A 15777-nucleotide genomic window follows, 5' to 3' on the forward strand; every position below is an offset into this window, starting at 1 on the left:
AAAGAACACCATGCTCTCTTGGGACGACGAACAAACCACCGCGCCGGCACCGCGCGCACCGCAAACCAGCCCTGAAGCCGCAGCGCCCGCCGCCGAAGTCGCCAAGCGCGTCAACGCCGACGACAAGCGCATCATCAACGGCCAGACCGACGTCAACCAGCTGGTGCCGTTCAAGTACAAGTGGGCATGGGACAAATACCTGGCCGGCTGCGCGAACCACTGGATGCCGCAGGAAGTGAACATGCAGCGCGACATCGAGCTGTGGAAGAGCCCGAACGGCCTGTCGGAAGACGAGCGCCGCCTGGTCAAGCGCAACCTCGGCTTCTTCGTCACCGCCGACTCGCTGGCCGCCAACAACATCGTGCTGGGCACCTACCGCCACATCACCGCGCCGGAATGCCGCCAGTACCTGCTGCGCCAGGCCTTCGAAGAAGCGATCCACACCCACGCCTACCAGTACATCGTCGAGTCGCTGGGCCTGGACGAGCGCGAGATCTTCAATGCCTACAACGAGATCGCGTCGATCCACGACAAGGACCAGTTCCTGATCCCCTTCATCAACGTGCTGACCGATCCTGAATTCAAGACCGGCACCCTGGAAAACGACCAGAAGCTGCTGAAGTCGATCATCGTCTTCGCCTGCCTGATGGAAGGCCTGTTCTTCTACGTCGGCTTCACCCAGATCCTGGCGCTCGGCCGCCAGAACAAGATGACCGGCGCCGCCGAGCAGTACCAGTACATCCTGCGCGACGAGTCGATGCACGTGAACTTCGGCATCGACCTGATCAACACGATCAAGATGGAAAACCCGCAGCTGTGGACCCCGGCCTTCCGTGAAGAGCTGAAGGTCCTGTTCCTGCAGGCCGTCGAACTCGAGTACCGCTACGCCGAAGACACCATGCCGCGCGGCGTGCTGGGCCTGAACGCCCCGATGTTCAAGGGCTACCTGCGCTTCATCGCCAACCGCCGCGCCGTGCAGATCGGCCTGGAGCCGCTGTTCCCGAACGAAGAGAACCCGTTCCCGTGGATGAGCGAGATGATCGACCTCAAGAAGGAACGTAACTTCTTCGAGACCCGCGTGACCGAGTACCAGACCGGCGGTGCGCTGAGCTGGGACTGATCCCGCGCATTAGGACTTGCTCCAGAACGGCGGCTCGGGCCGCCGTTTTCATGTTGACTATACCGCCACCGGACATCGATGCTACTCTGCCGGGGATGAGCCAGAATCCCAACTTACTGCGCCGTTTGCTGCGTGCCAAGGATCGGATGGATGGGGCGCCCCATGAGGAATGGCCCATCGACCGCCTGGCCGAGGTGAGTGCCGTCTCGGCGGCCCACTTCGCGCGCGAATTCAAGAAGGCCTTCGGCCTGCCGCCACACCGCTACCTCCTCACGCGCCGCATCGAGCGCGCCACCGCACTGCTGCGCGATACCGAGCTGCCCATCACCGAGATCGCACTGCGCACCGGCTGGAGCAGCATCGGCACCTTCGGCCGGATCTTCCGCGACATCACCGGCGACAGCCCGGGCGAACTGCGGGCGCGGGCGCGCCTGGCGCCCCAGCTCGGCCAGTACGTGCCGGAATGCGTGGCGCGCGGCGCGCACCGGCCCGACCTCAACATCGCAGTTTTGGAGAAGCGGCGCCAGGACGCTGCTGGCAAACTGGAGCTCCATTCGAAGGAGGTCCCATGATTCAAAGTATCAATGTGGTCGGGCTGTACGTGCGCGACCAGGACGAAGCACTCGATTTCTATGTCGGGAAGCTGGGGTTCAGGGTGCACACCGACGTGCGCAACGGCGACTACCGCTGGCTGACGGTGCAGCACCCGGACCAGCCCGCGTTCCAGCTCGGCTTGTTCCGTCCCGGCCCACCGGTCCACGATGCCGCCACCGCCCAGGCCCTGCACGCGCTGGTCGCCAAGGGCGCCATGCCGCCGCTGGTGCTGTCGGTCAGCGACTGCCGCGCCGCCTACGAGCGCCTGAAGGCCCATGGTGTCGAGTTCACCCAGGAGCCGATCGACCGCTTTGGCAATGTCGATGCCGGATTCCGCGATCCCTCCGGGAATGGCTGGAAGATGATCGAGACCGCCGCCCAGCCTAAAGGAGCCACTTTTCAATGAACGCAAAAGAACATGACCTGCTGTTGGACACCCTGCGCGCACGCTTCGAGAAGAACATGCGGCGCCACCCGGACCTGGCCTGGCCAGAGGTAGCGGCCAGGATCAGCGCCAGTCCCCGGGCGCTGGCATCCCTGTCCGCGATGGAGGCAAGCGGCGGCGAACCGGACGTCATCGGCCGCGACGAAGAGAGCGGCAGCCTGGTCTTCTGCGACTGTTCCCCCGAGACTCCGTCAGGACGGCGCAGCATCTGCTACGACCGCGCCGCCCTGGACGCGCGCAAGGAAAACAAGCCGCGCGGCTGTGCCGAGGAGATGGCTGCCGAGATGGGCATCACGCTGCTGACGGAAGAGCAGTACCGCGCCCTGCAACAGCTGGGCGAATTCGACCGCAAGACCTCCAGCTGGATCGCCACGCCGCCGGACCTGCGTGCGCTGGGCGGGGCGCTGTTCTGCGACCGCCGCTATGGCCGGGTATTCACCTACCACAACGGCGCCGAATCGTACTATGCGGCGCGCGGCTTCCGCGGCCTGCTGACGGTGTGAGGCAATAAGCGGCGCAGGCGGCCGAGTTGTCCTATGATGACGGACTGTCCAGTCCGAATAACAGGAGAACTCCCTTTGCACGCCAAGACCCTGACGCTGCATGCAGCGCTGCTCGCCAGCCTGGCAGCGCTGCCCGCCGCCCACGCCGCGCCCCAGATCACCCCCGGCCAGACCACCTTCCAGAACAACTGCGCCAGCTGCCACAGCGTCGACCCGACCCTGTCCTCGCGCGCCGGCCCGGGCCTGTTCCGCGTCCTCGGCCGCAAGGCTGCGGGTGTACCCGGCTATAACTATTCCGCCGCGCTGGTAAAAGCCGGCGCCGCCGGCAAGACCTGGACCCGCCAGGAACTGGACGTCTTCCTTGCCGATCCTGCGAAGAACGTCCCCGGCACCACGATGCCGGTCGGCGTGCCGGACAAGCAGACCCGCGCCGCCCTGGTCGACTATCTGGCCAGCCTGCAAGGCCCCGCCACCACCGCGGCAGCGGCGCCTGCGAAGGCCGCCACGCCGGCCGACCGAAATGGCTCCTGGGACGACAGCCAGCCCGGCCGCATCCACCACATCAAGGCCAGCGACATGCCGCCGCCCTTCGCCACGAGCAGCGCCGGCAACGGCCCGCGCGTCGAGGCGCGTCCGAACGGCAGCATGCCGACCGTCCCGCAGGGCTTCACGGTCGGCGTCTTCGCCAGCGACGCCGACAAGCCGCGCCTGCCGCTGCGCGCGCCGAACGGCGACATCTTCCTGGCCGCCACCGCCAAGGGCGAGATCAAAGTGCTGCGCGCGAAGGATGGCCAGCAGACTGCCACGCCCGAAGTCTTCGCTAGCGGCTTGACCCGCCCCTACGGCATGGCCTTCTGGCCGTCGGGCGCGAACCCGCAATACCTGTACGTCGCCAACGTCAATGCGATCGTGCGCATCCCTTACCGCAACGGCGACCTGAAGGCGCGCGGCGCAGCGGAAACCGTGGTGGCCCAGCTGTCCGACACCAGCGGCGGCCACACCACCCGCAGCCTGGCGTTCTCCAACGACGACAAGACCATGCTGCTGTCGATCGGCTCCGCCACCAACGTGGCGACCGAGATCGGTCCCCAGCCGCCCGAGCCGCTCGCGCAATGGGAAGCGAAGCACGGTGTCGGGGCCAGCTGGGGCGTGGAGACTGACCGCGCCACCGTCATGGCCTTCGACCCGGACGGCAAGAACCGCCGCACCTATGCCACCGGCCTGCGCAACTGCGTCGGCATGCTGGTCTACCCGGGCAGCGGCGATGTGATGTGCACGGTGAACGAGCGTGACGCGCTGGGCGACAACCTGCCGCCGGATTACCTCACCCGCGTGAAGCAGGGCGGTTTCTACGGCTGGCCGTGGTACTACATCGGCGACAACGAAGACCCGCGCCTGAAGGGCCAGCGCCCTGACCTGAAGGGCAAGAGCATCGTGCCGGACGTGCTGATCCAGTCGCACTCGGCGCCGCTCGGCATGGCGGTCTACCAGGCGCCGAAGGGCGCGCAGCACGCCTTCCCGAAGGAGTACGAGGGCGACGTGTTCGTGGCCCTGCACGGTTCCTGGAACCGCGGCGTGCGTACCGGCTACAAGGTGGTGCGCGTCTTCATGAAGAATGGCGTGCCGACCGGCCAGTACCAGGACTTCATGAGCGGCATGGTGCTGAGCGACCGTGAGGTCTGGGGCCGTCCGGCCGGCGTCGCGGTGGCCGCGGATGGCGCGCTGCTGGTGGTCGACGATGCCGGCGGCACCGTCTGGCGCATCGCGCCGCAGCGCTGAAGCGTCCCGTCAAACCCGCTGCAAGGCGGGTTTTTTCATTGTTGAGCTCGGTCATCATCCGCAAGGGGCGCCGGCACTAAGCTAAGCGGATGACCCACGACGGAGAACAACGATGAATGTCCGGGAAACCCCGCGTGCCGTGGAATGGGAATTCGCTCAATCGACCTATGCGGCCGTGCTGGCCGACGTGCCTGCCGCGCTGTTCTCCCACTGGGCGCAGAGCGCGCACGAGGAATTCCCCGGCATCCCCCGCGACGCCGCCTTCTTCGCCCTGGCGGCCGAAGGCTTGATGATGTTCTTCGATTGCGTGGCCGCCGCCGGCAAGACCTGCGCCCTGCCGTCGTGCGCGGCGGACTCGGTCTGGCATGCCTGGAGCCGCATGGACGCGGCCGGCCTTGCGCGCTTCTGCATCCGCCATTTCGGCCGCGACATCCCCCATGTCGAGCAGGCGCGCATGAGGGAAGGGGAGATGGAGCGGGCGCTTGCGGTGTGCCTGGTGCAGGCGCGCCGGCGCGCGTCGCAGCCTGCCGCCGGCAGCCACCTTCCCCGGCTGTTCTCGCTGGACAGCCAGCTGGGCATGCCGCGCGGTGTCGGCTACCGGATCATCGGCGGACTGGTCGCCTGCTCCTTGCTGGACGAGCTGGGGAACCTCGAGGACAAGCTCAGCTTCCCGGTCGACTTGACGCCGCACGCGCTGTACTTCGCCGGCCTGGTCAGTGAAGCCGAATACGATGAAGCTGCACGCCTGGGGCCGGCTGCCGTCAGATGAAGTGTCTGAGCGAAATCTTCAGCAGGACCGCGAACTCGTCGAGGTCGATCGCCTTGGAGATGTAGTTCGTCGCGCCCAGCAGCGAGGCGCGCACCCGGTCCGACTCCACCGGCAGCGCGGTCAGCACGACGGCCGGAATGGCTTGCAGGCAGGGGGAAGAGCGGATGTGCTTCAACACGCCGAAGCCATCGATCTTCGGCAGGCGCACGTCCAGCAGGATCAATCCGAACTTTCCTGCCGTGCCGGCGGCCTCGGCGCCGCGCAGCAGCGCCAGCGCCTCGTCGCCGTCATGGACGTGGACCACGGGGTTGTGGATACCGCAGCGCCGCAGCGCGTGGACGGTCAGCTCCGCGTCCAGGGGGCGGTCTTCGATCAGCAGGATGTTTTCGGACATAAGCCGAAAATAGTAGCCTTACTGACAAAACCGCCGCGCACAATTGATGAGACGGGGCATGGACGGCCCCGTCGCATCAGAACTGCCGGCTATAGCCCAGCGTGAATGCGCCGAAGCGCTTGCTGTCGTAGCGGATGCCCGGCGGGCCTTCCGCTTCCGGACGCGGCAGGTTGAGCCAGGTGTACTGCAGCGTCACGCTGGCCTGTTCCGACACCCGGTAGCCCAAGCCCGCACGCAGTTGCCAGGCGAAGCCGCTCTTCGAGGCCGGGCCGAAGCAATCGCAGTTGGCGCCCAGGCCCAGCAGCGGCAGCTTGACGCGTCCCCAGCCGATGCCACCGCCGACGAAGCTGTCGACCCGCTCGCTCAAGCGGTCGGTGCGGTAGGCGTTCGCGAACAGCGCATGGTAGCGGCCCTTGCCGTTCACCGCCTGGCTCAGCGGAGCGAGGGTGAGGCGCTCGACTTCGATGCGGCCGGTCTCGTATTCCAGTTCATACCGCGCGTGTTCCGACTGGCGCCCGACCATCAGGCCGCCGTGCACGCCGCGCTCGAGATCGGCGCGCCCGGTGCGCGGCGTACCGAAGCCGAAGTCCACCTGGGCGTCCCAGTCCTTCAGAGTATTGACGCCAGCGTGGGCGCCCCAGTAGCGCACCGGGTCGGCGGCGCCGGCCTGCACGGCCAGCAGCGCCGCGGCCACGGCCACGCAGCATTGACTCAATTTTTTCATCCGGTTCTCCTTAACTTCCAAAGCCGGTGCCGAATACCGCATTCAGGTCCGCGGCACTCGCGCTGGCGCCATGGGCGACACCGACCAGTTTGATTTGTTCGAAATAATTTTGCTCGACCGCTTCGATGAAGCCCGCCGCGCTGGTGGACGCGTACATGCCGGCCAGCTGCTTCACCAGCGCCTGGACCGCGGTGTTTTCCTGGTTCGCGATCAGGTAGCCTTCGGCGTCGAATGTGAAGGCATTATCCATATTGACGCTGAATTGGGCGCCACGATCGGCATAGCCCTGCGCGGCCAGGCCGAGTTCGCGCGCCTGGGCCTGCGACACCAGCTCCGTCAGGCCGAGACCGTTCTGGTAGAGATGGATGTCGACCGCCGCTTTGCCGGCAGCGGCCGCGAAGAAGCCGGAACTCCCCGCCATCACTTCGTAGCAGGCGTAGGGCAGGTCCTGGCCGTCGATCGCGAAGCTCATGTCGTTCGTGAACGGCTGGTAGAAGGCCGAGACGTGTTTCGCGTCCGGGGCACCGGCCAGCGAGTCGAAGGCCACGCCCAGGAACACGTTGCCGGTGCCGCTGCTTTTCACCTGCGCGTCGCCGATGTCGGCGGTGTAGTAGGTCTCGCCGCTGTTCAGGCGGATGCTGTACACCTGGTTCGGCGGCGTCGTGTCGAAGGCCAGCAGGCCCGGGTCGACGATCTTGCCGTCGGCCACGCCGTCGTCGTCGCCTTTGGCGCCGTCGGTCAGGGTCAGCACGATGCGGTCGATGCGGCCGTCATTGTTCAGGTCCACCAGGGTGGCGCCATCGTCGAAGGTCGCCAGGTTCTGGTCGTCGAGGAAGCTGTACCAGCTCTGGCTGGCGCGGTCGAACTTCATGAAGTCGTTCGACACCGCGCCGTTGGCGCCGAGGTCGATCACGACACGGGTCTGCAGACCGGCACGCGAGGGGTCGAGGTCCGGCAGGGTGGGCACGTCGGCTTCGGCGCCGATGGTGAAGTTGAACACCGGCGAGGCCGCGCGGAATTCCTGCGGCAGGGCCGACGGCAGGTCGGTCAGGCTCAGTTCCTTGAGCTGGGCGCCCTGGGTCAGCTGGACGCCGCCCGCTGCGGTGCCGAGGCTGCCCGCCATGATGGCGCCGAAGGCAGCCACCGGGGCGTTCTTGCCGAGCGCGAAATCGGCGAGCGAACGCAGCGGCATGTGTGCGACCGAGTGCTGGTTCCAGTCGAGGATGCCGTCGTGGTTGAAGTCGCCGCCATGGGCCGCCAGCTCGATCGAGGGCATCACGCCATCGAGGTCGGTGACCACGGTGACGGTGACCGGTGCGGACGCGACGACTTTGCCGCTGGCGTCCATCACCTGGGCCGTGTACGTGTACACGCCGTCGTCCAGCGGGCCTGGACCCACGTTGACCTTGCCGGCCAGGGCATCCGCTTCCGTGATGGCGCTGGTGCCGACCACCAGGCCTTCCGGCGACAGCAGGCGCACGCTGCCGCCGGCGGCCAGCTGGCTGCCCTGCAGCGTGAACTCGGGCGTGCGTACGCTGGTCACCGTGTCCTGGTTGCTGGCGCCGTCGTCGCTGGCCGGATCGAGGCCGGTTTCCAGGACCGGGGCGGGCGGCACGACCGGCGGCACCACCGGCGGTACCGGCTCCACCGGCACCACCGGCGGAGGCACCGGCAGGTAGTCGTTGTCGAACAAGGTGCCGGTGGCGCGCACGCCGTTCACGATGAGCACCGCGCTTTCGGACGACTCGACGCTGTCGTCGTCCACGGTCGGCAGGGTCACGCTGAAACTGCCGACGCCCGCCGGGATCACGACGATGCCGGAGGCCGGATCCATGTTCTTCCAGCTCACGCCGTCGCTGAAGGCGAGCGCGCCGAGGTCCGGATTCGATGCGGTGCCGCCCAGCGCGAGCGCGAACTCGGCCGGTCTTGGGGCCACGGCGTTCAGCGTGACGGTGTAGCGCAGCGTGCCGCCCTCGGTGACGATCGAATCGTGCGGGTTTTGTCCCAGGTTCGCGGCATCCTCGGCCAGCACCGACGTGACCGCGAGGCTGTCGTTGTCGGTGATGGTGCCGGTGGCGCCGGTGCCGCCGATGCTCAGCAGCGCCGATTCGGTGGCCTCGACCAGGCTGTCGTCATTGGTCCGGAGCGTGACCGTGAAGCTGCTCACGCCGGCCGCGACGACGATGCTGCCGCTCGCCGGGTCATCGTTCTTCCAGCGTACGCCCTGGCCGAAGGAGATCGCCCCGAGGTCGGCCGCGCTGGCGCTGCCGCCCAGCGCCAGCGCGTATTCGGTGGCGCTCGGGCTGGCGCCGTTGAGCGTGGCGGTGAAGACCAGGGCGGCGCCTTCCTCGACGCTGCTGTCGACCGGCAGCGCGCCCGGATTCGCCGCGTCCTCGGCTTTCAGGGACGTCACGCTCTGGCTGTCGTTGTCGACGATGGTGCCGGTCGCGGCCACGCCGCCCACCGTCGCCACCAGCGATTCGGACAGTTCGATGAGGCTGTCGTCGCCCGTACCGACCGTGATCTTGAAACTGCCGATGCCCGGCGGTACGACGATGATGCCGGTGCCGGCATCGCCATTTTTCCAGTCCACGCCGTCGCTGAACACGATGCCGATGATGTCGGCCGCGCCGGCGCTGCCGCCGAAGGCGAGCTGGAACTCGCCCGGGACCACTCCCGCGCTGCTCAGGTGAACCGTGTAGCGCAGGATCCCGCCTTCGCCGACCGTGCTGTCGACCGGACTCAGGCCGACCTGGGCCGCGTCTTCCGCGATCACGCTCGCCACACTGACGGCGTCGTTGTCGGTGATGGTGCCCGTGCCGGTCACGCCGCCCACGGTGATGGTCAGCGACTCGGCCAGTTCGACCGCCAGGTCGTCGGTCGTGGCGACGCTGATGCGGAAGCTCTCGACGCCGGCCGCGACCACCACGATGCCGGTGGCAGGATCGTTGTTCTTCCAGCTTGCGCCGGCGCTGAAGGACAGCGCGCCGTGGTCGAGGCCGCCGGCGGTGCCGCCGAGGCCGAGCAGGAATTCTTCCGCGGTCACGGCGCGTGCGCTCAGCGCCACCGTGTACTGCAGGGTGCCGCCTTCGATGACGGCGTTGTCCACCGGCAGCGCGCCGGCCTGGGCGGCGTCTTCGGCCAGCACCGAGGCGATGCTGACGCGGTCGTTGTCCGCGATGGTGCCGGTGGCGGCGACGCCGCCGATCGTCAGGACCAGGCTTTCCGCGCTCTCGACGGTGCCGTCGTCGATCGTGGCGACGCCGACCGTGAACGAAGCAACATTGGCCGGCACCACCACGATGCCGCTCTGCGGATCGTTGTTCTTCCAGCTGACGCCGTTGCTGAATACGAAGCTTCCGCGGTCGGCGCCGCTCGCCGTGCCGGAGACGGCAAGCGCGTGCTCGACGGCGACCGGGCTGGCGGCATTCAGGGCCACCGTGTACAGCAGCGCCGCGCCTTCCTCGACGGTGGAATCGACCGGCGACGCGCCGGTGCGGGCCGCGTCCTCGGCCAGCACGCTGGTCACCGCCTGGCTGTCGTTGTCGCTGATGGTACCGGTGGCGGCGATGCCGCCGACGGTCAGCACCAGGCTTTCGGCGCTTTCGATCAGGCTGTCATCGATGGTCGGCACGGTGACCTTGAAACCGGCCACGTTGGCCGGCACCACCACGATGCCGCCCTGCGGGTTGTTGTTTTTCCAGGTGACGCCGTCGCTGAACACGAAGCTGCCCAGATCAGCGGCGCCGGCGTTGCCCGACACGGTGAACGTGTGTTCGGTCGGATTCGGGCTGGCGATGCTGAGCGCCACCGTCACCAGCAAGGAAGCGCCTTCCACCACGCTCGCGTCGACCGGGGCTGCGCCGCTGTGCGCGGCGTCTTCCACCAGCACGCGCGTGACCGACTGGCTGTCGTTGTCGCTGATGGTGCCGGTGGCGGCCTTGCCGCCCACGCTCAGCACCAGGCTTTCGGCGCTTTCGATCAGGCTGTCGTCGACGGTCGGCACGGTGACCGTGAAGCCGGCCACGCGGGCCGGCACCACCACGATGCCGCTCTGCGGGTTGTTGTTTTTCCAGGCGACGCCGTCGCTGAACACGAAGCTGCCGAGATCGGCCGCATCCGCAGTGCCCGACACCGCCAGCAGGTGTTCGACCGGGTAGGGACTGGCGGCGCTCAGCGCCACCGTGTACAGCAGGGAAGCGCCTTCGACCACGGCGGAATCGACGGGATTCGCACCTGCGTGGGCGGCGTCTTCAGCCAGCACGCCGGCGACAGCCTGGCTGTCGTTGTCGAGGATGCCGCCGGTGGCGGTCACGCCGCCCACCGTCAGCTCGACGGTTTCCGGGTGTTCGATCAGGGTGTCGTCGATCGTCGCGAGAGTGGCCTGGAAGGACGTCAGGCCGGCCGGCACCACGATGATGCCGGTGTTTGCGTCGCCGTTTTTCCAGGTCACGCCATCGCTGAAGGCGAGCGCGCCGCGGTCGGCGCTGGCGGCCGTGCCGCCGAAGCTCACGGCGTACTCGGTCGGCGCCGGGCTGGCGGCATTCAGGGTGACCGCGTAGCGCAGCGCGGCGCCTTCGGTGACGCTGCTGTCCAGCGCCACGACCGTGCTGACCGACTGGCTGTCGTTGTCGGCGATGCTGCCGGTGGCGCTCACGCCGCCCACCGTCAGGTCGACGGTTTCCAGCTGCTCGATCAGGGTGTCGTCGGTCGTCGCGAGAGTGGCCTGGAAGGACGTCAGGCCGGCCGGCACCACGATGATGCCGGTGTTTGCGTCGCCGTTTTTCCAGGTCACGCCATCGCTGAAGGCGAGCGCGCCGCGGTCGGTGCTGGCGGCCGTGCCGCCGAAGCTCACGGCGTACTCGGTCGGCGCCGGGCTGGCGGCATTCAGGGTGACCGCGTAGCGCAGCGCGGCGCCTTCGGTGACGCTGCTGTCCAGCGCCACGACCGTGCTGACCGACTGGCTGTCGTTGTCGGCGATGCTGCCGGTGGCGGCCTTGCCGCCCACGCTCAGCACCAGGCTTTCGGCGCTTTCGATCAGGCTGTCGTCGATGGTTGGCACGGTGACCGTGAAACCGGCAACGTTGGCCGGCACCACCAAGATACCGCTCTGCGGGTCGTTGTTTTTCCAGGTGACGCCATCGCTGAACACGAAGGCACCGAGGTCGGCCGCGCCCGCAGTGCCCGACACTGCCAGCAGGTGCTCCACCGGGTAGGGGCTGGCGGCATTCAGGGCGACCGTGTAGCGCAGCGCGGCACCTTCGGTGACGCTGCCGTCCAGCGCCACGACCGTGCTGACCGACTGGACATCGTTGTCGGCGATGCCGCCGGTGGCGGTCACGCCGCCGACCGTCAGATCGACGGTTTCCGGGTGTTCGATCAGGGTGTCGTCAATCGTCGCGAGAGTGGCCTGGAAGGACGTCAGGCCGGCCGGCACCACGATGATGCCGGTGCTTGCGTCGCCGTTTTTCCAGGTCACGCCGTCGCTGAAGGCGAGCGCGCCGCGGTCGGTGCTGACGGCCGTGCCGCCGAAGCTCACGGCGTACTCGGTCGGCGCCGGGCTGGCGGCATTCAGGGTGACCGCGTAGCGCAGCGCAGCGCCTTCGGTGACGCTGCTGTCCAGTGCCACGACCGTGCTGACGGACTGGCTGTCGTTGTCGGCGATGCTGCCGGTGGCGGACATGCCGCCCACGGTCAGCACCAGGCTTTCGGCGCTTTCGATCAGGCTGTCGTCGATGGTCGGCACGGTGACCGTGAAACGGGCCACGTTGGCCGGCACCACCACGACGCCGCTCTGCGGGTCGTTGTTCTTCCAGGTGACGCCATCGGTGAACACGAAGGCACCGAGCTCGGCCGCGCCCGTGGTGCCCGACACTGCCAGCAGGTGCTCCACCGGGTAGGGGCTGGCGGCATTCAGGGTGACCGTGTACCGCAGCGCGGCGCCTTCGGTGACGCTGTTGTCCAGCGCCACGACCGTGCTGACCGACTGGCTGTCGTTGTCGACGATGCTGCCGGTGGCGGACATGCCGCCCACGGTCAGCACCAGGTTTTCAGCGCTTTCGATCAGGCTGTCGTCGATGGTCGGCACGGTGACCGTGAAACCGGCCACGTTGGCCGGCACCACCACGACGCCGCTCTGCGGGTCGTTGTTCTTCCAGGTGACGCCATCGCTGAACACGAAGGCACCGAGCTCGGCCGCGCCCGTGGTGCCCGACACTGCCAGCAGGTGTTCCACCGGGTAGGGGCTGGCGGCATTCAGGGTGACCGCGTAGCGCAGCGCGGCGCCTTCAGTGACGCTGCTGTCCAGCGCCACGACCGTGCTGACCGACTGGCTGTCGTTGTCGGCGATGCTGCCGGTGGCGGCCTTGCCGCCCACCGTGAGCACGGCCGTTTCGGTACTTTCGATCAGGGCATCGTCGACGCTCGGCAGCGTCACCTGGAAGCTGCCGATGCCGGCCGGGACGACGATCGTCCCGCTGGCCGCGCTGCCGTTCTTCCAGGCCACGCCGTTGCTGAAGGCGATGGCGCCGCGGTCGGTATCCGTCGTGCTGCCGCCCAGGGCCAGCGCGAACTCGCCGCCGGCGCTGCCGCTCAGGGTGACGGTGTAGACCAGGGAGCCGCCTTCGACGGCCTCGCTGTCGGCCGGCGTCGCGCCAGTGTGTGCGGCGTCTTCGGCCTTTACTGCCGTCACGGTCGGCGCGGCGGGCGGCGTGACCGGTGCGCTGTCGTTGTCGTTGATCGTCACGACCGCGGTGTTGTCCACGATCGCCGCGAGCCTGCTGTCGCTGAGGACGACGTTCAGGCTGCGCAGGCCGTCCACGCTCGCGTTGTCGACCAGGGGGACGGTGATCGTCTTGCTGGTCTCGTTTGGCGCGAAGCTGATGGTGCCGCTGGCCGCGCTGTAGTCGGCGCCGGCGCTGGCCGTGCCGTTCTGGGTCGCGTACTTGACGGTGACGGTGTCCGAGGTGGTCTTGCTGAGTGAAACCGTCACCGTCGCCGTGCCCGCGCCTTCATTCACGGTCACGTCGCTGACCGACAACTGCGGCTGGTTATCGAGGTAGGTGTTGAGGGCGTCGAGCAGGCCGTTGGTGGCGGCGTTGCCGTTCACCTTGCCGCCATTGATCGCGAGCGTCTGTCCGTTGAAGGTCAGGCCGATGTAGTTGTGCGGATCGCCATTGAGTTCAGTGTTGGGGTCGATGGTCTTGGTCCCGCCGCCACTGACGGCCAGGGTATGGTTGGCGGTTCCGGTGGCATAGAACACGATCGTGCTCACGTTGCCGCTCGGCGCACGCCAGTTGATCACGCCGTCGATGGCGTGCTGCACGCCCCGCGCGTCCGTGATCAGGATCGTCCCCGACAGATCATTGCCCTGGCTGCCGCCGAACCTGCCGGTGTCGGTCGCCTGCTGGAACTGGAAGTTCGACCACCCCAGCGCGGTCAGGTAGGTCGACGCGGAGGATTCATTCTGGCCGGTCGAGTTACCGAGAAAACCATTGGAGAAGGAGACGGAAACGGTGGTCGTGGCCAAAATGGACCTCAGCAGAAATGGTGGCGTCGGAAGACAGGAAAGGGTGCGGCGGGGAAGTGGTGAAGCCGAATACCAGCAGTGTAGCGATCCCAAATTCTACTCAGCAATGATTGTTTCTTGTAGGAGTAGTCTTACATGAATTTTTGCCAATGTTTCGTTGCGCATAGGCGACAAATTGACAAAACTGAGGCTGAACTGGACCGGGGCAGGCTCGCGCCGTGCCTGCGGTGGCGCCGTTATCATGGCCATGACCCGCCACAGGAGAGCGCATGCCCGACACCTTCGCCCTGCACTACATCCCCGAATCCTATTCCGTGGCCGGCCAGAAGCTGATGGGCCGCCAGTCGGCCGGTGTCGGCCTGCTGCAGGCGATTGCCCGCCACGATGGCTGGCGCGAGCTCGGCTGCTTCGCCGCCGAGCGCTCGCATGCCGACGCCTGCGCGGCCGCCCTGCGCGCCCAGGGCTTTGGCGGGGAAGTGGCCTGGGTGCCACCCTCGGCGCCGCAGCGGCTCGAGCGCTTCGGCTGCCTGGTCCACCCCGGGCCCGGCATCGAGCGGCTGGCCTGGCGCAGGCTGGCGGCGGGCGAGCACCGCTACAGCCTGTGCGGCATCACCCATGCGATCGCCTCGCACGAGATGATGAGCATGGTGACCAACCTGCTGGTGGCGCCGGTGCGCGGCTGGGACGCCATCATCTGCACCTCGCGCGTCGTGCGCGACAGCCTGCGCGTGCTGGTCGAGGAGCAGGCCGACTACCTGCGCAGCCGGCTCGCGGCGCAGCGCTTCGAATTGCCGCAGCTGCCACTGATTCCGCTCGGCGTGCACTGCGCCGACCTGCAGCCGGATGCGGCGCGGCGCCAGGAGGCCAGGGCGCGCCTCGGCATCGGCGCCGACGATGTCGCCTTCCTCTACCTGGGCCGGCTGTCGGTGCATGCCAAGTCGCATCCGCAGCAGATGTTCAGCGCGCTGGAGCGTGCGGAGAAGGGCGGGCGGCGCGTGCACCTGGTGATCGCGGGCTGGTATGGGGGCGAGGCGATCGAAGCCGCTTTCCGCGAGGCGGCCGCGCTGCTGTGCCCTTCGGTGCGACTGGTCGAACTCGATGGTCGCGCGCCCGCCAACCAGCTCGATGCCTGGGCCGCCGCCGACGTCTTCACTTCGCTGGCCGACAACGTGCAGGAGACCTTCGGCCTGACCCCGCTGGAGGCGATGGCGGCCGGGCTGCCCTGCGTGGTGTCGGACTGGAACGGCTACCGCGACACGGTGCGCGACGGCGTCGACGGCTACCGCATCCCGACCCTGATGCCGGGACCGGGCGCGGGACTCGACCTGGCGCTGCGCTACGACGACGGGGTGGACAGCTTCGACATGTATTGCGGCCACACCAGCCAGGCGGTGGCGCTGGACGGCGCGCTGCTGGCGCAGGCCTATGGCCGCCTGGTGCGCGACGCCGATCTGCGGCGCAGGATGGGGGAAGAGGCGCGCCGGCGGGCGCAGATGGAATTCGACTGGAGCGTGATCCTGCGGCGTTACCGCGCGCTGTGGGACGAGCTGGCCGAACGCCGCCGCGCTGATCCGCTACTGGCGCCGCCGCTGCCTTCGCGCGCGCCGGACCGTCCCGATCCCTTCCGGCTGTTCGCCAGCTACCCGACGCGTCCCATTACGGCGGCCTCGCTGGTGGAGCTGGCGCCGGATGCCTCGCTGGCGCTGGTCAATCACTACCGGGAGCTGGCGATCAACCGTTTCGCGTCGGCTTCGCTGCCGACGCTCGAGGATTTCGGCCAGCTGTTCGGTGCGATCGGGCCGCGGCCGGTGGAGGTGGAGGAACTGATCGATACCCTGGGGCCCTGCGACCGCCCGACGCTGCTGCGCGGGCTGGCCTGGCTGTGCAAGATGGACTTGCTCAGGGTCGTCGACTAGGGAGA

Annotated in this window: 10 protein-coding genes; 7 read left to right on the top strand and 3 right to left on the bottom strand. The window is 68.0% G+C overall.

The window, feature by feature from the left end; translation table 11 throughout:
• Positions 1-10: 10 nt before the first annotated feature.
• From ACSQ25_RS03205 to ACSQ25_RS03230, 6 genes are all read left to right on the top strand, one after another.
• Entirely contained in the window at positions 11-1120 is a 1110-nt protein-coding gene (locus ACSQ25_RS03205; protein ID WP_436104272.1) for a ribonucleotide-diphosphate reductase subunit beta, read from the top strand.
• 95 nt (positions 1121-1215) lie between these two features.
• Entirely contained in the window at positions 1216-1692 is a 477-nt protein-coding gene (locus tag ACSQ25_RS03210) for a helix-turn-helix domain-containing protein (RefSeq protein WP_436104273.1), read from the top strand.
• Positions 1689-2120, top strand: a complete 432-nt coding sequence (locus ACSQ25_RS03215) for a VOC family protein (RefSeq protein ID WP_436104274.1) — start codon at positions 1689-1691, stop codon at positions 2118-2120. Before ACSQ25_RS03210 ends, ACSQ25_RS03215 begins: the two co-directional genes overlap by 4 nt.
• Positions 2117-2662: a DUF4256 domain-containing protein gene (locus ACSQ25_RS03220; protein WP_436104275.1), complete on the top strand. Its 546-nt coding sequence runs from the start codon at positions 2117-2119 to the stop codon at positions 2660-2662. Before ACSQ25_RS03215 ends, ACSQ25_RS03220 begins: the two co-directional genes overlap by 4 nt.
• A gap of 75 nt (positions 2663-2737) precedes the next feature.
• Positions 2738-4441 (top strand): PQQ-dependent sugar dehydrogenase, encoded by a 1704-nt coding sequence (locus ACSQ25_RS03225; protein ID WP_436104276.1) that lies wholly within the window; start codon positions 2738-2740, stop codon positions 4439-4441.
• 112 nt (positions 4442-4553) lie between these two features.
• Positions 4554-5210, top strand: coding sequence for a hypothetical protein (locus ACSQ25_RS03230; protein ID WP_436104277.1), 657 nt, complete (start codon positions 4554-4556; stop codon positions 5208-5210).
• Here ACSQ25_RS03230 and ACSQ25_RS03235 read toward each other — a convergent pair.
• The 3 genes from ACSQ25_RS03235 to ACSQ25_RS03245 all read right to left on the bottom strand — a co-directional run bounded on the left by ACSQ25_RS03235 (position 5203) and on the right by ACSQ25_RS03245 (position 13856).
• Entirely contained in the window at positions 5203-5604 is a 402-nt protein-coding gene (locus ACSQ25_RS03235) for a response regulator (protein WP_436104278.1), read from the bottom strand. The genes ACSQ25_RS03230 and ACSQ25_RS03235 overlap by 8 nt on opposite strands.
• Positions 5605-5680: 76 nt before the next feature.
• The gene (locus tag ACSQ25_RS03240; protein WP_436104279.1) at positions 5681-6328 is read right to left on the bottom strand and encodes an outer membrane protein; all 648 of its coding nucleotides are present in this window, start codon (positions 6326-6328) and stop codon (positions 5681-5683) included.
• Between the two features lie 10 nt (positions 6329-6338).
• A complete protein-coding gene (locus tag ACSQ25_RS03245; RefSeq protein ID WP_436104280.1) occupies positions 6339-13856 on the bottom strand; it encodes a Calx-beta domain-containing protein in 7518 nt (2505 codons plus the stop codon).
• 269 nt (positions 13857-14125) lie between these two features.
• On the opposite strand from ACSQ25_RS03245, the gene ACSQ25_RS03250 reads away from it, so the two are divergent.
• A complete protein-coding gene (locus ACSQ25_RS03250; RefSeq protein ID WP_436104281.1) occupies positions 14126-15772 on the top strand; it encodes a glycosyltransferase family 4 protein in 1647 nt (548 codons plus the stop codon).
• The last annotated feature ends 5 nt before the right edge of the window (positions 15773-15777 follow it).

Origin of the sequence: Massilia sp. LjRoot122, assembly GCF_964252725.1 — a bacterium.
GTDB lineage: Bacteria > Pseudomonadota > Gammaproteobacteria > Burkholderiales > Burkholderiaceae_D > Telluria.